Origin of the sequence: Catonella massiliensis (genome assembly GCF_016651435.1) — a bacterium.
Taxonomy (GTDB): domain Bacteria; phylum Bacillota; class Clostridia; order Lachnospirales; family Lachnospiraceae; genus Catonella; species Catonella massiliensis.
Map to the genome: position 1 here is coordinate 1927245 of NZ_JAEPRJ010000001.1, position 20055 is coordinate 1947299.

The following is a 20055-nucleotide window of genomic DNA, read 5'->3' on the forward strand; positions in this document are numbered from 1 at the left end:
ACCTCCTTAGCTTAGCTGCCACCTGGCCTTACTTCCATTCTCGTCCTTTGTCACTATTAGCTGTTCTTCTATTTCCTGCTTTAATTCATTGACATGAGAAATAATTCCTATAAGCTTTGAGCCTCCTGCCATGTTTTTAAGGATTTTCACAGCCTCATTTCTTGCATTGTTATCAAGGGTGCCAAAGCCTTCATCCACAAACATCATGTCAAGACGTACCGCGCCGCTTCTTGCCTGTATCTGGTCTGCCATACCAAGGGCAAGAGAGAGGGCTGCCTGAAATGACTCTCCGCCTGACAAGGTTCTCACATCCCTGCTTTTACCTGTTATATATGAGTATACCATAAGGTCTAGTCCTTTGTTAGTACCTACTCCTGCTTTCTCTATCTCATAAGTCCTAAGCTCAAACTGTCCTCCTGTCATAGAGCTAAATCTCTTGTTGGCAGAGATAAGAATCTTCTCAAGATACTGTCTTTGCACAAAGGTTTCTATATCCATCCTGCCTCCGGTCACATTGCCTGAGAGCCTTGAGTAGAGACTATTTATAATGCCGTATTCCCTTGCCGCTTCTCCCCTTCCGTTTAGCGAAGCATTAAGCTGCTTTTGGATTTCACTGTCAGTCCTGTAGTCAGCCCTTATCTCTTCCAACTCTGTATGGAGAAGATTATATGCCTCATCCGCCACAGCAAAGTCCTTCTCTAAGCTTTGGGTATCAGGTTTTTCCTTATCCTTTACAGCCTCCTTGAGGTTTGTGACCATCCCAAGAGCCGCCTTCATATTGCCCTCGTAGGCATTTATTTCATTTTGAAATCTCTCCCTATCGCTTTTTTTATACTCATTTACAAGGAGGGACCACCTTTCCTCAGAGATGCCAAACCGGACAAGGGCTTTTTCATAGTCTTCCCTCTTAGCCTGACAGCTATATAGAAGATTAGGGCAGTCTGTCTCAAGCTTCGCGATAAGGGTTTCCGTCCTTTCTTTTAAGCTCTTTGAGGCCTCGCTCTTCTCCTCCACCTCTTTAGCGTGACTCTCAGCCCTTACCCTTCTTTCATCCTCAGTCTTTTTAGCTGCTACAGCCTCCTCTTTACTCTTAAATTCGAGTCCTGATTCAATCTCCTTTATAAGGGATAAAAGACCTGCAACCTCTTTGGCTGTCTCACTTTCTTTTTCCTTTACAGCTTCTTCTTCTTTTTTAAGAAGGATTTTCTTTTCTTCAGCTGTAGAAAGCTTCTCCTCTATAAGCTTTAATTCCTTAACCTTAGCATTTACTTCGCCTTGCTCTTTTATAAGCTTCCTTGAAAATGCCTCAAGTTCAGCCTTAAGCTCATTAAGCTCTACTTCTTCACAAGGCTTGGTGTCAGTAAATAGCTCTTCATTTACCAGAGTAATCAGCTTTTCTTTATCAGCTCTTAAATGCTCTTCCTTCTCACCCGTCCTGGTCTTAGAGGTTTCATATTCTGAAAGCCTTGTGTTTACACTGTCTTTTAGCTTTGACACCCTTTCTTCAAGCCTCTCAATATCCTCTTTTCTTATCTCCTCCTGTCCCTTAGGAAGTAAGCAGGGTGAAGGATGAGAGAGGGAACCACACACAGGGCAAGGCTCTCCCTCCTTAAGGAGGTCTCTTGCAAGCAGGCCTGCCCTAAGCTCATAAAATAGCCTCCTCTTAGGAATCAGTTCGTCCTCAGCATCCTTAAAGCTTATAAGCTCAGCCTCATAGGCTGCCTTTAATGTATTTAACTTTTCTTTTTCATTTTTTAGACTATCAAAGCCCTCTATCAGGCTCTTTAGTTCACTAAGAACCTTGGCAAGAGTCCTCGCCTTAGTCTCAGCCACCAGTCCTCTTTTTTCAAGGCTTGGCACCTCCTTTAGAGCCTCAGTCCAGGATTTTTCAAGGCTCTCAAATTCTACAAGCCTCTTTTTTGCTTCCTCCACTGCACTTGCTAACTTCTCTCCCTCAGCCTCTTTAATCCCCTTTTCTCTATTCTTCTCTTTAAGGCTCTTAAATTGCTCTAAAGCTGCCCTTACCTTTTCAGATACCGTATTAAATCTTTCTACAACTGTAGATAATTCTTCCTTAGCCTTCTTCTCAGCTAAGCTTATATTCTCAAAGGCAGAGATTAGTTCAGGCAGCTTTTCTTTGTTTATCTCCAGTTCGTTTACTGCATTTTGATAGGTTTTCTCAGACTCCTTAAAGCCTGCATAAAGGGACTGTGCTTCATAGGCAGCCTCTATCTCCTTAACCAGACTAACCTTCTTAAGGATATCCTCTTTTTTAGCCTCCAGTCCTCTTACCTCAGTCTCAGCCCTAACAAGACTTTCAAAGAAGCCCAAAAGCTGCCTTCCCTCAGTTAGCTCCCTGTTTATCTTATCTCTTTTTAAGAAGGCCTCTTTGTCTTCTTTTTCCTTATGTTCAAGGATGATACCAAGTTCGTCACAGAGGCACTTAAGCCCGTCTGCCGCCTTTTCAATGTCGGTAATATCAACATCCTTCTTCATATTAAGGGCAGAATAATCCCCTATAACGCACTCTGGCAGCCTGATCCCACCAATCAGCAGTTCACACTTGGAGCTAAAGTCCTTAAGCTCAGCCTTCTTAGCATCGCTTCTAAGTTTTAACTGCGCAGTCAGTTCTTTATATATCTCAGTGCCAAAGAGTTTTCTAAACACGGCCTGCTTATCATCTCCTCTTAGCACCTCCATAAATTCTCCCTGTGCTATCATCGAGACCTGCATAAACTGGCTCTTTGTAAGCCCCACTATCTCTTCTATCTTCGCATTGGTTTCTTTCAGATTTTGAGAATATTCCTCCCCATCAGAGTAGAATAGGGATACCTTTTCCTTCTCATCAGTAAAACCTTCACGCCCTCTCTTGTAAGGCCTCTTATGCCTTGGTATCCTCTTAACCTTAAATTCTTCCTCAGCACTTCCAAGTCTTTCGGTAAAGGTAAATTCTACAAAGGGTTCACTTACAAAGTCTGTAAACTGGCTCTGAAGCTCCTCTCCAGACTTCTTGTTATTGCCGGAGCTTGCCTCTCCAAAGAGGGCAAAGACAATGGCATCGAAGATGGTAGTCTTGCCTGCTCCCGTATCCCCTGTAATTAAAAATAAATTCTGCACAGGCTTAGTAAAGTCTATCTCCGTCCTTTTGCCATAGGAGCCAAAAGCCTGCATAACTAACTTTTTAGGCCTCATAGACTACACCCCCTTTAAGCCGTTTATTATCTCGATGAGAATTTTCTCCTCTTCAGCATTCATTTCACTTAAAAATGCTCTACAATTATCTATCTCGCTTAGTTCGTCTGAAATCTCTGTAAGGCTCTTACTGTTTACCTTCTTTGCAGCCTCCCTTCTTATCTCTAAGAGGTTTGGAAATCTCTCCCTTATTCTGTCAGCTGCGTCTACATCTGTAGTATCATCCTCAGTTAAAATAACTGTCACATAGTCCTCGGATCCCATCATTAAGACTTCTTCAAGCCTGCCCCTAACTACCTTGATGTTTCTAAGAGGCTTAAGCGGAAGAACCTCAGTATTTATCCTGCCTTTTTCAAGCATTTCCACCATAACTATGCCCTTTTCCTGTCCTGCCTCACTTACAGAGCAGGCAAGGGGAGTACCACAGTATCTGTGGCAGTCTCCTATCAGCTTCCAAGGCTTATGTATGTGACCTAGGGCTGAATAGTCAAATCTCTCAAGAATGTCAGCATCTACAAGGTCTATGTTTCCTACCGACTTAATCTCAGAGTCCATCCTCTCTACTTCCTCAGGATTCTTACCAAGGGGCAGATAGTACTGATGGCTAACCAGTACATTTCTTTCATCTTCGTCTATGTTTTCCCTCTCAATAAGCCTGTGGAGTGCCTCATTGTAGGAGAGATTATTCTCATTTTCATCCAGACCGAATACATTTTTTACAAAAGACGGACGCACAAAAGGGAGAAGATAAAAGTTTACCTTCCCGTATTCATCCTCAAGTACCACTTTTTCAATGTATTCATCTGCCCTTTTTGGCGGAAGTCCGATAAGGTGCAGGTTGTAGCCTGAAAGCACCTTCCTGAACTGATTGATGCGGACTGCGCTGTCGTGGTTCCCGCTAATAACCATAATATGCATCTTAGGCGCCACCGCCACAAGCTTCGATATGAAGCCATCAAATATCTCTATCGCATCAGAGGAGGGCACCGAATTGTTGTACACATCCCCTGCTATGACTATGGCATCCGGCTTTTTATCTCTAACCTCTTTTACTATCTCATCTAATATATACTTCTGGTCTTCACTCAGGTCCTTATTCATAAGCTTAAGCCCTATGTGAAGATCTGAAATGTGGAAAAATTTCATTGTAACCCCCCAATCCGATATTGTGATTGTTTAGCAGCTTGACATAATAAGCAGATGATTAGTTAAACTAATTTGTGACACCAGTGGTGTCACAAATTCAATTCCCTGTAATTGGTACTTAGACCATTGTTGTTACTAAATAAGCTAGTCTCCTTTCCCAAGCAGCCCATACCCATTGTTTATCGCAAAGTCGCAAAGCTCAGTTATTTTTTTTGCATATTTTTTTATTTTAGTGAAACTGAGATTATATTTATCAATCAATTTACTTTCCTCAATTTTACAGTTTTCTACCCATCTTGTTATAGAGATTGAAAATATTTTTATCATTCTTATATTCTCATTATCAATGTATGTTTCTCTGTATGGTTCAAATTTATAGTAATAATTGTAATTTTCAAAGCTATCTTTGAAATCATACAAAAAATCTCCCATATTCTCCGGCTCAACAACGCACATTTTACCATTTATTTTTGCTAAGTTTTGCGCTAAAAAAATAACTAAAGACATAGTATCTCCCTACTTGATTGGTATTCTTTGAAATTGCAACAAGTTGTTGCAATTTCCTGTCTGTATGCTTTGAAGTGGAATACCAAATTTCACTGACTACCCCCTTTTACGCTCAGCTCTTGCAGCAGATATTTCAGCGTTGATCTCTTCAAGAGACATCTCAGGTACATCGACAGCTTCTTCACGTAAAGCCGTAAACGCCGTTCTAAAGTCCTCTCTTTTGGTTACTGGCGGAAGTACCGCATCAAAAGGCAGTCCTCTTACCTGTTTACTCTTGTTCATCTCATCTTCGTCACTATATGGTCCATTAGCATGTTTAATCACATTTTTATGATAAAAATGCAAATCAGATGTAAAATAAATCATTGAATCCACCTCACCATCCATACTTCTCTAAATCCACCCTATTATTCACGACTTCTATCCCGTCTTCTCTTAGCCTCTTTGCCTGTGCGTCAGGACCGCCGAAAGCAAAGGAGCCTGAGCATTTCCCTTCCGCGTTTACGACTCTATAGCAGGGGATGACATCAGGTTCAGGGTTCTTGTGGAGGGCATTGCCTACTGCCCTTGCCATCTTCCTATCTCCTGCAAGCTCTGCTATACGGCCGTAGGTCGCCACCTTCCCCTTAGGTATCTGCTTTACAGCCTCATATATACGCTTAGTCGGAGAATCTGTTATTATGGCATAGCTTTCAGCTATCATGTTCTTTATATCCTTATCAGGGATAGAGCCGTCTAGGATAATGGTATTCCAATGCTCTTTATTTTGATGCCAGCCTGCTACCACTGACTTAAAGGCATTTCTCCAAAAGTCCCTCCACTCGGGAGAGACTTTTACATTGAGATTTATGAAGCCTTCTCTTTCATATATCCAAAGGAAGGCTTTTTTGCTTTCTTTTACTCTGATTAGCTGCCAGTTAGTATCCTTAAAGGGCATTTCCATATATGTATCGGGAAATGTAAGCCCAAAGCTTGCCACTTCTTCTCTGGTTTTCATCCTCTTAATTTCCTTTTAGTTGAACTTAAATATCTTCCTAGCCACCTCATAGCCCCAGATAATAATCTTTCTTCCACCCTTTCCAGGCATTCCCATGATAGCACCAAGGAGGGTATGCTTTATCATACGGTTCATCTTAGGGTTCTTGGTCTTAAGATATCTCCAGATTTCCTTCTTCTTTTCCAGGTTCTCAGGCTTTCCTGACTTGATGAGAAATACAGTACATATAGTCATCATCATAGCAAGGTAGTTCGTCATATATTTCTTTAGCTTGCCCTCTTTTATCTTAGACAAATCATGTGAGCCTATGAGTATCTTAGTTATCTTAATCTGCTGGTCTATCCTGCCAATCATCACCTTTTCATTGACAGACTGGTCATCTCTTCCTATAAAATACCTGTAAAGGTCAACATCCATATAGTACATAGTCTTTACAAAAGGAAGAGGATAATACACAAATATATTGTCCACATAGAAGGTATGCTCAGGCAGCTTAAGTCCTATCTCCTTAAGTAGAGCAGTTCTGTAGAATACAGAGTGCATAAGTATGTACTGAGAATTCCTTATCCTGCCAATATCAGACCAGGTAAAAAACTGATTCTCAGGGAGGCAGTTGGCATATCCCATTGTACTTGGTTCACAGCCTACCTTCTCATACACATAGTTACAGATAAGCATGTCTAGAGTCTTATTGCCTCTGATTACAGAGCGCAAAAAGTCCATCACCTTGGCAAGGGCTTCAGTATTTACCCAGTCATCAGAGTCAACCACCTTGAAGAATACGCCTGTAGCGTTAAGTAAGCCTGTATTTACAGCCTGACCATGTCCACCGTTTTCCTGATGAATAGCCTTTACTATGCCAGGGAACTTTTTCTCGTATTCCTTGGCTATCTCAAGGGTATTGTCCTTTGTAGAACCATCGTCAACCACTATGATTTCTATATCTTCCCCTCCTGTAAGCAGGGTGTCTATAGCGTGGCTCATATATTCTGCTGAATTGTAGCAGGGTATTGCAACACTTAATACTTTCATTATACCATCCTTTCACAAAGCTCTAGGGCTTTCTCTGTAATTGCATCCATATTGTAATACTTGTACTCTGCAAGCCTTCCAAGGAGATGTAGATTCTTATATTCCTTTGCCAGATTTGCGTATTTTTCATAAAGGGCCTTATTCTCATCATTTAAGATAGCATAATAAGGCAAAAGTTCCGTATCAGGTGCATAGTCAAGGGAATATTCCTTCATTATTGTCGTTCCCTCTACCTTCTGTCCTGTCATCTTCTTAAATTCAGTTATCCTCGTGTAATCTTCATCAACCGTATAGTTTACCACCGCTTCAGGCTGGAAAGAGTCTATATCGTGGTAGCTGAAGTCAAACCTTAATGACCTGTAAGGCAGGGCACCAAAGCAGAGGTCAAAAAGCTCATCAGTCATTCCCGTAAATATCACATCTCCGTCAAACTCAGTGCACTCAAAGAAAATCTTACCTTCTTCAAGCTTGATGCAGTCCTTTGCTGAGGTCTGAAGCCTTATGTCAATATTAGGGTGGTCAAGCATTTTCTTAAAAAGCTCAGTGTAGCCCTCCCCCGGCATTGCCTGGTACTCATCTGTGAAATAACCGTCTTTTTCAGTGAGGATGACAGGAACTCTTGCCGTAACAGCAGGGTCTATCTCATTTGGCTTCACTCCCCACTGCTTACCTGTGTATTTCACAAAGATATTATCGTACACATAGTCAGCAAGCTCTCTAATCTCCTCATCCTCATTTTCACGAAGCTTAAGGATAGGTATGGCAGCCTCCCTTCCGTAGATACTTATCAGCTTGTCTATGAGGTTTTCTGCCTTTTTCTTATCATATACCAACCTTATGCTGTTTAAGTTAAACGGAATCGGAATGTACCTGCCATATACATTTCCCACTACCTTGTGATGATAAGGCAGCCACTTGGTGAATCTTCCAAGAAAGTCGTAGACCTCCTTACTTTTAGTGTGGAAAATATGAGGGCCGTAGGTGTGTATAAGTACTCCGTGCTCATCAACCTCGTCAAAGGCATTCCCACCTACATGGTCTCTTTCTTCAATAACAAGTACCTTTTTACCGGCCTCTGCAAGCTTTCTTGCAGAGACAGCGCCTGCAAAACCGGCACCTACAATTATAATATCATACATTTTTAACCTCCTAGTTAAGAGCGGATATATAGGCATTGCCTGCCGCCTTAAACATTTTCTCCGCTTCCTTTCGCTCCATCTGGCTCTTTTTACCTGTTTTTGCATTCATAACCTCAATCTTCTGAGGCGTATAGGCAGTAAGGAGTACAGCGGTCTTTCCATCCTTCATTGCAATCACAGGGCTGCCTTTGGCTATGTAGTATAGGATGTTGTCAAAATCAACTCCCGTCAGATTGATAGGGGATATTTCAGACTGAGACCTAAGGATATCCATAATAGTTCCCTTTTTATTTAAATCCTCAGTAGAAATATATATTCCCTTTGCTGTAAGGAAGAGCCTTATCGCAGAATGTACGCTGTCATCTTCCTCATATACATAGTCCACATCCACATCTTCAGCCTTTGCAGATGCACTCACTCTTCCACGTTCCCAGACAAGGCCTCCTGCAATATCAAGCACATAGCCCATACCCTCGTCAGCTACCTTTATCATGTCTGCCGCCTTATAGGAAGAAGCACTAAACTCTCCTGCCACGTTGGCAAAATATTTCTCCTTACTTTCCTTTCCATTTTCTCCGAGCCTTATGGTAAGGTCTCTAGTGATAACGGTATTTAAGGTAGAGCTGCTTACCTTAGGAATCTTCTCAAGCTTGAGTCCATAAGGCAGGGTGAGATAGTATTCTGTTAAATATTTATCAGTTCTTCTATCCACCACCATTACTTCCGTGTTTGGCTTATCTATATTATTTAGAATGTGGTCCGTCTTTATCCTAACAAGCTTACTGCCCTGCTTCTTAACCCTTTCAAGCTCTATAGTATCATTTACTATGTCTATACCTGTTACGTAAATCTTCTTTTTCTCATAGTCTTTCAGTGTTTTACCAGTTACATCCGATATGATTAGCTTCTTGTAAGGAATGTTGATGATACCGTCTTTTCCGTTTACAATGTCCTTTTTGTAGGCTACGCCGTATACAAAGTTACCTGAGATTTTCCCAAGGAGCCTAAGCACCGTCTTATCACTCGCATTTATCTCAGTTCTTCTTCTGGTCTCAAGGTCCATAATAATAAGCTTCTTAACCTTTGTGGCATCTGTAGTTTCCTGCCATACTATGTGGTTATTCTCCGAGAGGGCAAGATATGAACCACCCGATATATTCTCAGCAAGGACAGAGAGTTTCCTCTTTATCAGACTGTACGAATATATCTTATCATAGAGTGAAAAATAGAAAAACTGCTCCGTACTTACAAAGCTGAAGTCTGATATCCCCTCTTCAAAGAACTGTGCAGGCAGGCTTACAGGTATATATGCCTGCTCCTCAATCCTGTCATCAGCCCTTAGATACTTATATAGAACTATGCCTGTTCTTCCTTCATATACGCCTCGGTTCATATATCCGTACACTATGAAGTATAAGTCTCCGTTATCTTCCATTCTAAGCACCTTGACAGCATGATTGTCATAATAAGTTCTTTCATCCAAGAAGTCATCACCAAAAAACGAAAAAACTCTCTTCATCTTATTATTTTTCGTTTCATAGTACCAGAGGTCTCTCTCCCTCTCAAATGCAATATATTCTTTTTTGGCATCCATCTTGAAATCAACATCAGGACTAGCTGTGATGCCAAACTTTAGCTGGCTCCTTGCCACAGAGGTCTTTTCAGGGTTGTAGATTTCTTCCACATCTCTTTCAAATGCCAGTAAATACGTAACCTTCTCTACTTTATTTACCCTGTAGTATTCCTTTATAGAGTAGTAATTTGGAACCTCTCCAGCTGTCTTTGCAATGTACTTATACACCAGCCCCGTGATGTTCTCCGAGTTCTCGGTGACTGTAACTACCGGCTCTGTAAGACGTTCAACTACAAGCTTCCCCCAGGTCACAGTCTCATAAGAGGAATGGATGTTAACACGGGCATAGCTCATATTATCCATACTTGCATTGGTTTCAAGATACGGCTTTATCGCTTTTTCATCAGCCTTACTAAGGGCAGCATTCGAAAATTTTTCTGCAAAGCTGTAATTATCCGCAAACTTATCTCCTCTTGTAAACTTAATGGTAGTAAAGAATATAAACTTTCTGCCATCCTCATTAACAAGCCTTAATTTGAGGGCAAACTCAGTATCCTTTGACAGCTCCGAATCAAGCCTTATAGACATCTTCCTCTTGCCTTCATCATCTATCTCAGGAGTTTTCATTTCTCCGTTTGCTATAACAATATTGTCTATCTTATCCTTTACCTCATACTCTACCCTGACAATGCTGTTATTATAGTCATTGATTAAAAAGTCTATGCTTTTGTTGTTCTCAAGCGGAGTGATTTCCTGCCTTACTCCAAGCGCATCAATTTCCTGCCCATAGCCATGTAGGAGATTAATCTTTTTACCACCTCTTAGCATATATACAGTAGGGAAACTTGCCGCAGACATCTCTGTTGTCTCCGTCCTCTCCGAGTAGGAAGTTTCCTTTATATTACTTATAAAATACCCCGCTGACAGCACAAAGAGGAGTATCATTATTATCAGTTTATATATAATTTTCTGCATTAAATCTCTCCAAACTCTTTTCCTATTGCTGATGTTGAAAAGCTTAACTTTTTACCGCTTACAGGATGGATAAATGAAAGCATAACTGCCTCAAGGGAAAGCCCTGACCAGCCATCTATATTCCTGTAATCGTCATTGTACTTGGTATCACCAACTATTCCGTTAAATTCATCCGACATCTGCAGTCTAATCTGATGATGTCTTCCTGTTATTAGCTCCACCCTGACAAGGGCTTTGTTTCCGGTCACCTTAACAACCTCATAATTAAGTTCTGCTCTTTCAGCTTCCTTTGTCCCCTCATCTACAACAGTAGATACATTTTTCACCTTATCATGCAGGAGGTAACTTACCTTATTTTTTCTAACGCCTATCTGAGGCTCTTCCTTATCTGGGTCAAAGCTTACTACCGCCATATATATTTTAGCAAACTTATTCCCGTTTATCTGCTTTGAGAGTCCTGCCGCAGCCCTCTTAGTCTTGGCATATACCATTATACCCCTTACATTCCTGTCAAGGCGGTGTACCACAGCAACATAAGGCTCACCTGCAAGCTTTATTTTATGCTTTAGTGCTTCTACTACTATATGTTTTTTTAATTCCCTTACAAGGTCTTTATTGCCCCTTTTATCTCCCTGAGAGGGCATCCCTGCTGGTTTTATACATACGATGATATCATCATCTTCATATAGAATTTCAACATTTGATACCATAACTTACCTGTAAGCAATCCTACCACAAGACGGTCTAACTGCTTCCTTTCAGCCAAACTGATACAACTAAGTAGTAGTATAACATAAAATGCTTCACTTATCACTCATCTTAAGATTATTGTAAGGTTTTAAAATAAGGACCTACAGCATCTAGCTGTAAGTCCTTTATTTATTATCTGTATCTGTAATAGTCCTGTCCGTTGTGGTGGAATAAATGATGAAGTGTATTGTCAAACCAGGACGCTGCCCTGTAGGTAGTATATCTCTTTGCTACAAATGCAATTGCTCCATTTGAATAGTCACCATTTTTAAGGACTTTGTCTACAGCCTTTCTGGTTGAGTCAGATACCTTACATCTCCAGAATCTTCCGCCGGGTTTAACCGGTGAGAACTGGTAAACGCCCGTTCTTTCATTGTGTGCAAGAACAACTCCTGTGACTGTGTTAGGAAAGCTTTTATGTTTAACTCTGTTAAGTACCACGCTCGCAACATAGATTTTACTTTTTTCATCCATATAGCCTACTTCAGACTGTACAAGGCGGTAAAGGTTTTCCTTATCCTTTGCACTCATCTTGATATTGTAAGCATTCTTATCAGCCTCTTCTTTCTTCTTTGCTTCCTCGGCCTTTTTCTTAGCTTCTTCTTCCTTTTTCTTTTCTTCAGCCTTCTTCCTTTCTTCCTTCTTTGCATTCTCTGCTGCTACTCTTGCAGCTTCTTCCTCAGCCTTTCTTGCAGCTTCTCTTGATTGTCTTTCAGCCTCTGCTGCAAGCCTTGCTACTTCTGCTGCCTCCCTTGCCTCCTCCTCTGCTGACTTAAGGTCAGATAAAGGAGTCTTATCAGCCTCACCGTCAGCTACGACGATTTCATTAACTTCGTTATTTTCTGCTTTAGCACTATATGAGTTCGCTGTTGATAACATATTTAGTGATAAGCAGACAGTTAACATACTTAAAATTATCCACTTAAACTCTTTCTTCATATTGGTTCTCCTACTGTGAAAATGTTTACTAGTTAATAGATTATGTATATGTTGCGAATATGTTACAGAATTATTACATAAACTATGTTCGTAAGTATAAGTGTGTAGTTAGGATTTGTCAATAAAAAACCATTTTTTTGTTTATATTGACGAAGTTACATTTTATACAATCTTTTAATTTTGTGCTTTTCTCACTAATGATAGCTATATTCTAGTATAAATTTGTACTTCCTATAGAATTGATTTTTTTATTTTCATTTGACATGGAATTTTAACCATGGTAATATTATAAAGGGGTATTTTCTTTTTAAAGGAGGTTTTTAGGTGGAAAATTCACTAAGGGGAGTATATAAAAGAGTTGATTCAAAAGGAAATGAACGTTTTGTTGCTTCTTTTACGTATAAAAATAAGCATATAAGCCTAGGCAGCTTTGACAGTGAAAAGGGCGCAAATTCCGCTTATAACGAGGCTATAGCACTAACTTCTACTAAAAACCGCAAGACCATAGAGGACTATGACGAATCCGCTACCCTTGATTTTGAAAAATGGGTGACTATAATCAACTTTCGTGATAACGGTCTATATGTGAAAAATCCTATATACTTAAGAAAAAGATACTTTGAATACTACCTCTCTACCAGTGATATAATGAAGTTCTCAGCAGACGAACTCTTCTACTATTCCAATCACAAGATACTTAGAAGAGGAAGGCATTTCTTTGTAGCAGACTACGGTATGCAGGTAAATATACTAAGCCGCTATGGCATAAGAAACTTTGCGGTTGCAGGCAGGGATTATGTATTTGTAAATGGGGATGATTTGGACTTTAGGTATGAAAATATAAAGATAATAAACAGATATACCGGCGTCAGGATGGAAAAGCAATATCCGAAGCCGGTATACGTGGTAAAGATAAATATAAGAGGCGCTGTAATAGTCGGAAGATATGATGATGAGGTAAAGGCAGCCATAGCTTATAACAAGGCTGTAGACCACCTTGCGGATAAGGGCTTTACTAAAAACTATGAGCAAAACTACATAGACGACTTAAACACAGCACAATATGAAAGCATATACGATAAAACAGAGTTTTCAAAGAATTTTATGAAACATATTTCTTCGCTCTCCCTCTAAAAGGATTTAAAAAATGGGTGGCAAGAAGTACATTTATCACAGTAACAACAAACTGAACAGAAATGCTTAGCATAAGCCAGTTATTCATAACGAAAGAAGTATTGTTCTCAAATTTGATGTAACTGCCTACAATCTCAGGCAAACCTATCTGGGCATCAAGCAATGAAAAGAGCGTGATGACAGGATTAAGAAGTAATACAGGGCTTAGGCTGTTATTGCTTGAAGGCACTATTGCATTACTCATTAGGGCTACCGAGATTGTACCCAGGGCAATGAACATTATCCATATATAGGTTACGGCCATAGCAGTGCTTGTTTTTCTAAATATCACAGACATAAGTACACCAAAGCTCCCTATGTATAGGGAAGTAAGCAATATAAGCAGCATATACATCATAAGGTCTGTAAGTCCTGCTCCGCCCATAGTAAATATAAGAGCAAGGACAGGCAGGCTTGATATCACATAAATCAGCAATTTACTGACTACAGATATCAGCTTACCCATTATTATCCTGTAATGTCCAAGGTTTGTGGCAAGCAGCAAATCAAGGGTTCCATGGTCTCTCTCCCCTGAGATAGCACCTCCGGTTATGGCAGGGACTACAAATATAACCAGCGCGAATTCCAGCCCAAATAAGACTGAATAGAATGTAATAAAGTCTTGTTTAATCGTGTATGTACTGTAAATAGGATATCCGTAAGCCGAGATTGCTACAAGAGTAAACAGCCCTATGCAAGCCACTATAAAGCAATAAAGCCCCACCGTTATTGGAAACTTTATATTTCTAACAGACTGTTTTAGCTCCTTTGTATATACAGCATTTGTTCTATATCTTCCCATAACTACTCCATTATCTTGATAAATACAGATTCAAGGTCGTGTCCTCTCCTGCAAAAAGAAGTTATCATAACACCAGCTTCCACAAGTCTCTTAAGAAGATATCCCTCATCCTCATCAGAACCGCCATAGCTTATGTAAAACTCATTATCTTCTGTTATTGTGAGGTTAAGCACTTCTTCATCTTCTTTAAGAACTTCAGCTGCAATGTCAGCATTTTTTATAACCTTCATTATGATTGGATTTTCTATGTGCATTTTTGTTTCAATGCTTTCTATGCTTCCACTCATAACAATTTTGCCTTTTTCTATAACTGCAAGTCCGGTAACAAGCTCCGATATTTCGTGTAAAATATGAGAGCTTATGATGATGGTCTTACCTTCTTCATTGAGCCTTCTTAGTATGTCCCTTGTCTCTATTCTTCCCTTTGGGTCCATGCCCGATGTAGGCTCATCAAGAACTAAAATGTCAGGATTGTGAACCAGGGCACGGGCAAGCCCCAGTCTCTGCTTCTGCCCCCTTGATAAGTCGTCGACAAAGAAGTCAGGCTTATCTCCTAGCCCAAGCTCATCCAAAAGCCTAAGGCATCTTTTCTCTACTTCTCTCCCGGTCAAGTCATAGGCTGCCGCAAAAAACTCCATATATTCTGTGACTCTTAGGTTATCGTACACGCCAAAGTAATCAGGTACATAGCCTATTTTGCTTTTAATTTGCTTGATATTCTTTACACTATCCAGTCCGTTTATTATTACCTTCCCGGAATCAGCAGGGATAAGACCTGATATTATCCTCATGGTAGTAGTTTTGCCTGCGCCGTTTGCCCCTACGAAGCCGTATATCTCACTATCTCCGATTCTCAGTGAAATCCCATCCAGTGCCTTGGTCTTCCCAAAGCTTTTGACTAAATTATCTATCTCTATCATTATTCATACTCCATTGATATCTTTGGTATATTCGGTATGGTAAATGAAGATATCTCATCATAGGCAGTTTGGTCTATCTCATAACGCAGAGTCAGCTTGCCATCCTTTACATAGGCATCACCCATATAACATTCCTGATCATTACCTTTGTTAAAGCCTGATTTCCCACCGGTATTTACATATTCCTTAATTCTGTTTATATAATCCTCATCAGGCTCAAAAACCACATCATATCTGTCTGTCAGCTTGTTGAGGGCATATACCCTGCAAGGGTTTACCTCTTCCTTGTATCTGGCAAATAGCCTGAGGTCCCTCACCTTTTTTTTGATATCCACATCATAGGTAATATCAACAGAGTTTCTATTTACCAGTGCATCATTTGAAAAACTGTAGCTCTTATCGTACATGTACATAGGAAGTTTACCTATAGAATTCACGAAGTTATCATACTCTACACCTGTGTCTACTGTTTTTTCTGCCGGAAGCACTACCAGTGTGTAGCCTTTAGCAGTGTTCACATCAGAAGAGAACTCCCCGCTAAGACGGTTATTTGCAAGAGCAACAAAGGCAGGATTACTATGTCCAAGTATGGAGACTTTATCAAGTACAGAAGTCATGAGTGCTTGAAGCTTGGGGTTTTCTCCCTCATAAGCAAAGTCAAATATCCTGTTTAGATATACTGAGTCCTGAAGACCTCCAGTCAGATCATTAAGATAAACACTTTCTTTTTCTGCTGAAAAGCTCTTGGTCTCATTCTTTGGCACATCACCCAAATATATGATTTCGTCATCATATACAGCAAATACCTTACTTAAGTCAGTGCCAAGAGTATTGGTAAATTCTCCCTTTAATACAGTGTTGTCCCTATAGAACTTCCCTGCGCTTTTTGTAACTATGTTAGGTGTTCCCCTCGCCCTTAAGTACAAGGTATCAAAGGCAGCGGACTCTAGCACATTAATATCAGTTCCAGCATGCTTATTTTCTATGTTATAGACTGTTCTGCTTACTGTTTTTTCTGCTGGCTCAGTAAAGCTTCCATACAGGCTGTCCACCTTATATTCATTGTTAACCTCAAGCGTATATGGCGTGTTGGATGAGTTTGTTACTGAGAACGAAACATTTTCATTATCTTTGTCTTCTCTTAGGTCAAGCACAGATACATAGTTCATGTAGATACCGTCTATACGGCTGTCTGTGCTCGCCATATAGATGATAACAGTAAAAATAACTGCCCATACCGGTACAAATATCCAGTATTGTACTCTCTTTTTTCTACGTGCCAATATTAGATATGTCACAGGGCTAACAACTATTATATATATGACTATAATTGCTATATACTTGCCTGACTTTATATTCAGGTTGTCAAGAACAGGCACAAGAACTCTCTCAACTCTCCATACCCAGTCATTTTGATTTTCCCTTGCCAAATACAGCCTTTTAATATTAAACTCAGACATCTCACTCTCGTTTATACTCACACCGCCCTGTCTGTCTCTTTCTTTTAGAATATCCACCGTATCCGCCTTAAAGACATGTTCATAATCATCCGGCCTTATCACAAGGTCAAAGGAACTAAGTGCCCGGTAATCTCCTGTAACATCATCTTCTTTAAGATATATTCTTTTAACTCTAAAATTCTCGCTGCCGGGTAGGACTGCGTCAGCATCCATTGAAAGAAAACTCGCAACAACTATCTCCGACGCCCCATCAGCATCTTTCACATCAATATCATCTTCATAGCTCTCAAGTTCTTTTCCGGTGCTATCCATAAATGATACTCTAAAGCTCGGGTCAGAGTTGTTGATAAAAGGATAGAAATAAACCTCCGCATTCTCTCCTTTTTTTATGCTAATCTCCTCACTATAAGAAGATGGATTGTCCCCAATAGCATAATATTTTAGATATACACTTCCATTAAAGTCTTCTTTGGCTTTTTTTATACTTACTTTAACTCTTACCGTAGAGGATACGCGGATATAGCCGGCTACACCGTACTCTATATCAATGTCTCCAATCGAAGAGACTCCTCTCGTCTCTGCACTCTTTTCTACAGATAACCCTCTTACCTTACCCTCTGCCTTTGCTGATGTCATTAAAATAATTGAAAGAAATAATACGGATAAGACATAAAACAATCCTTTTTTCACGCCGTTATTCTCCTATTTTGCAGGCAATACTATTTCAAATACAGTTCCGGAGAGGTCACTTTTTACATTGACACAGCCTCCGTGAAGCTTAACTATATTCTGCGTGATAGCAAGCCCTAGCCCTGCCCCTCCGGTTTGCAGGGACCTCGAATCCTCAACCCTATAAAATTTATCAAAAATATGGTCTATATCCTTTTCAGGAATCAGCCTTCCATAGTTGATTATTCTAATGTGTAAATCGCTGTTTTCATTTTCTCTGTACAAGTCAATGATAATCTTCTTACCGTCTTTACCATATTTTATGCCGTTGGTAAGCAGGTTCGCTATTGCCCTTGCCATAAGCTCTCCATCTGCTTCTATCTTAATGACCTCAGCAGAGGTCTTAAATTCAAGAGCGAGTCCCGCTTCCTGAAGACTTGGATAACATTCATCCGCAAGCTGCTCCATTAGCTTTACCACATCTATTTCAGTAAGATGAAGCCTAAGCTCTGTTGAATCTGTCTTTGTAAATGAAAATAGCTCTTCTATCAGCCCCTGAAGCCTGATTGCCTTCTCATAAGCAATTTTTACATATTCTTCATTCTTTATCTGAAGCTCCTCATTACTCCTGCTCGCGTGAGCCTTTGCCATAACCAGCTGGAGATAGCCGATTACAGAGGTCAGTGGAGTACGCAGGTCATGAGCTATACAGGTAATAAACTCCTTTCTGCTCTTCTCCTCGTCCCTCTCCTTTGCAAGAATACGGTTTATCTCTCCTGTTGTTCTATTAAGGTTACGTGCCATATTGGATAGCTCATCTTCATTTCTTACCTCGAATTCAATGTCGAAGTTTCCTTCCGAAAATTCTTCTATCCCCCTGTCTATCTGTTCAAAATAGTCTACTATCTTCTTTGTAAAAAAGACAAAATATATAGAAAAAAAGAAGATGAAGCAGACTATCATTTCAATGACAATAAAGCCCGCAAATCTACGGCTTTCAGAGAGTTTAATCCTTACATCCTCCTGGTAACGGCTGAGAATATTATCGTCAGTACGGCCGTTTATAGTCTTGATATTTTCATTTACTCTTATATCCTTCTCTACATTGTCCATTTGAGAGGCATCACCCTGTACGGATGCAGTTGTACCCGCACTTTGTACCGGGCTGTTTAGGTTTTGTGAATCTCTCTTTATAAAATCTCTCAGCATAAATAATCCAAAAGTAATAAGCAGGGTCGTTATCAAAGAGAGTATCAGACTTATTATTACATAGGTTACTATTTCTATTCTGACACTGCGAAACAATTTATTTTTCAATCTTGTATCCTACTCCCCATACTGTCTTGATTATTTTAGCATTTCTTGCGTCCATCTCTATCTTTTCTCTTAGTCTTCTGATGTGAACCATAACTGTGTTGTTGCCTTCAAATGCCTTCTCATTCCATACCCTTGTAAATATATCATCAGTAGAGAATACCCTTCCCGGATTACTTGCAAGAAGGCAGAGTATGTCGTACTCAATAGGAGTAAGTTTTGCCTCTTTATCGTATGTCCTTACTTCTCTTGTGCTTTTATTGATATAAAGCGGTCCAACTTCGATGATTTCATCATCTGCGGCACCGCCACCCTTTTTCTCTGCGTTAAACTCTGTAAATCTTCTAAGGTTTGCCTTAACTCTGGCCGTGAGTTCAAGCGGATTAAACGGCTTGGTCACATAGTCGTCTGCACCATTGCCGAGTCCCACTATCTTGTCTAGGTCTGTAGACTTGGCTGAGAGCATAATGATAGGGATATTGTTGGTTTCACGAATCTTCTTGACCATAGAAAGACCGTCCATACCGGGCATCATGATGTCTAATATGGCAAGTGAAATATCTTCGTCCGCCTTAAGCATAGCAAGTCCTGTAACAGCATCATTTGCCTTTCTAACTACATAGCCTTCACTTACAAGGTGAATCTCCACCAAATCAGCTATTTCTTTATCATCATCTACTACCAGAATCTTTGCTTTAGTATCCATATATCTACTCCTGTGTTTGTTAAATTCATTGATTATCCGGATTAGTTTTAAACATGAAAAAATTCCGACCTATACTAGAGTATATCATCTTTCTATCATATATGTATTAAATAATTCTTACAATTTCTTTGACCTTAATATTTTAAGCCAAAAAAAATAAGGACAGCTAACGCTATCCTTATAAAAAAGAGAGGAGTGGTTGGTAAACAGGGAGTCACCAACCTGCAAATGAAAAAAGTAAATCTATACAAATTGGGGAATCTAGCAAATTTGTATTCAGCTTGGAACTTATCTGCTGTTCCTTAACTGATGTCTAGAGTATACCGTACAAATATGAAGCCTGTTTGTAATTAATTTTAACAAATTGTGAACATTCTATACCATTCCAATGAACAAGCCATAAGCATAAAGTCCAAGATAGATTAAAAGTGCCAGGAAGTTGATTCCTACAGCTATTTTGGGTATGGTTTCTGCTATATATTCATCATTCATGGTTTTTAGTGAGATAATAAAGCAGGTAAGCGAAATCACAAATCCAATCACACCTATGGTTCCCACATAGATATCAGCTGCTCCTCTGGCAAGAGTTGATATGACAACCGCTGCAATCAGCATAATCAGACAGATTATCCCTAGCACAAGGCAGATAACTCCGTCTGTAGAGACTATTTTAGAGGAAAAACTAAGCCCTCCTTTTCCACCATGGTCTGATTTAGCCTTTGCTCTCCATCTTCTTTTCTTAAATAATTTCTTTGGCATCT

17 protein-coding genes are annotated in these 20055 nt (G+C 39.9%); 1 reads left to right on the top strand and 16 read right to left on the bottom strand.

The features are described from left to right. Window positions 1-6 precede the first annotated feature (6 nt). From JJN12_RS08725 to JJN12_RS08770, 10 genes are all read right to left on the bottom strand, one after another. Window positions 7-3192: an AAA family ATPase gene (locus JJN12_RS08725; protein ID WP_208429316.1), complete on the bottom strand. Its 3186-nt coding sequence runs from the start codon at window positions 3190-3192 to the stop codon at window positions 7-9. Between the two features lie 3 nt (window positions 3193-3195). After that, window positions 3196-4338: an exonuclease SbcCD subunit D gene (locus JJN12_RS08730; protein WP_208429317.1), complete on the bottom strand. Its 1143-nt coding sequence runs from the start codon at window positions 4336-4338 to the stop codon at window positions 3196-3198. Between the two features lie 144 nt (window positions 4339-4482). Continuing rightward, the gene (locus JJN12_RS08735) at window positions 4483-4845 is read right to left on the bottom strand and encodes a hypothetical protein (RefSeq protein ID WP_208429318.1); all 363 of its coding nucleotides are present in this window, start codon (window positions 4843-4845) and stop codon (window positions 4483-4485) included. A 96-nt stretch (window positions 4846-4941) separates the two neighbouring features. Beyond that, entirely contained in the window at window positions 4942-5211 is a 270-nt protein-coding gene (locus JJN12_RS08740; RefSeq protein ID WP_208429319.1) for a hypothetical protein, read from the bottom strand. A gap of 10 nt (window positions 5212-5221) precedes the next feature. After that, window positions 5222-5842, bottom strand: a complete 621-nt coding sequence (locus JJN12_RS08745) for a methylated-DNA--[protein]-cysteine S-methyltransferase (RefSeq protein WP_208429320.1) — start codon at window positions 5840-5842, stop codon at window positions 5222-5224. Window positions 5843-5857: 15 nt separating this feature from the next. Beyond that, window positions 5858-6874 carry a glycosyltransferase family 2 protein gene (locus JJN12_RS08750; RefSeq protein WP_208429321.1) on the bottom strand — a complete coding sequence of 339 codons (1017 nt, stop codon included), beginning with the start codon at window positions 6872-6874 and terminating at the stop codon, window positions 5858-5860. Next, on the bottom strand, window positions 6874-8013 hold the full coding sequence (glf, locus tag JJN12_RS08755; RefSeq protein ID WP_208429322.1) for a UDP-galactopyranose mutase: 1140 nt from the start codon (window positions 8011-8013) through the stop codon (window positions 6874-6876). The genes JJN12_RS08750 and glf overlap by 1 nt, the downstream gene beginning before the upstream one ends. A gap of 10 nt (window positions 8014-8023) precedes the next feature. Beyond that, window positions 8024-10561, bottom strand: a complete 2538-nt coding sequence (locus tag JJN12_RS08760) for a hypothetical protein (protein ID WP_208429323.1) — start codon at window positions 10559-10561, stop codon at window positions 8024-8026. Beyond that, window positions 10561-11271, bottom strand: a complete 711-nt coding sequence (locus tag JJN12_RS08765) for an RluA family pseudouridine synthase (RefSeq protein WP_208429324.1) — start codon at window positions 11269-11271, stop codon at window positions 10561-10563. Before JJN12_RS08765 ends, JJN12_RS08760 begins: the two co-directional genes overlap by 1 nt. 172 nt (window positions 11272-11443) lie before the next feature. Continuing rightward, window positions 11444-12250 (bottom strand): cell wall hydrolase, encoded by an 807-nt coding sequence (locus JJN12_RS08770; protein ID WP_208429325.1) that lies wholly within the window; start codon window positions 12248-12250, stop codon window positions 11444-11446. Between the two features lie 324 nt (window positions 12251-12574). Here JJN12_RS08770 and JJN12_RS08775 point away from each other — a divergent pair, with 324 nt between their 5' ends. Continuing rightward, the gene (locus JJN12_RS08775; protein WP_208429326.1) at window positions 12575-13384 is read left to right on the top strand and encodes a hypothetical protein; all 810 of its coding nucleotides are present in this window, start codon (window positions 12575-12577) and stop codon (window positions 13382-13384) included. Here the strand turns inward: JJN12_RS08775 and JJN12_RS08780 are convergent. The 6 genes from JJN12_RS08780 to JJN12_RS08805 form a co-directional block, all read right to left on the bottom strand. Continuing rightward, the gene (locus JJN12_RS08780; protein WP_208429327.1) at window positions 13353-14225 is read right to left on the bottom strand and encodes an ABC transporter permease; all 873 of its coding nucleotides are present in this window, start codon (window positions 14223-14225) and stop codon (window positions 13353-13355) included. The two genes, JJN12_RS08775 and JJN12_RS08780, sit on opposite strands and share 32 nt — an antisense overlap. A gap of 2 nt (window positions 14226-14227) precedes the next feature. After that, window positions 14228-15145, bottom strand: a complete 918-nt coding sequence (locus JJN12_RS08785) for an ABC transporter ATP-binding protein (RefSeq protein ID WP_236013750.1) — start codon at window positions 15143-15145, stop codon at window positions 14228-14230. Continuing rightward, window positions 15145-17295 (bottom strand): hypothetical protein, encoded by a 2151-nt coding sequence (locus tag JJN12_RS08790; protein ID WP_208429328.1) that lies wholly within the window; start codon window positions 17293-17295, stop codon window positions 15145-15147. Before JJN12_RS08790 ends, JJN12_RS08785 begins: the two co-directional genes overlap by 1 nt. Before the next feature lie 12 nt (window positions 17296-17307). Further along, complete coding sequence (locus JJN12_RS08795; RefSeq protein ID WP_208429329.1) at window positions 17308-18591, bottom strand: sensor histidine kinase; 1284 nt, start codon at window positions 18589-18591, stop codon at window positions 17308-17310. Beyond that, window positions 18581-19294, bottom strand: a complete 714-nt coding sequence (locus tag JJN12_RS08800) for a response regulator transcription factor (protein ID WP_208429330.1) — start codon at window positions 19292-19294, stop codon at window positions 18581-18583. Before JJN12_RS08800 ends, JJN12_RS08795 begins: the two co-directional genes overlap by 11 nt. A 375-nt stretch (window positions 19295-19669) precedes the next feature. Further along, window positions 19670-20053 carry a hypothetical protein gene (locus tag JJN12_RS08805; RefSeq protein WP_208429331.1) on the bottom strand — a complete coding sequence of 128 codons (384 nt, stop codon included), beginning with the start codon at window positions 20051-20053 and terminating at the stop codon, window positions 19670-19672. Window positions 20054-20055 lie beyond the last annotated feature (2 nt).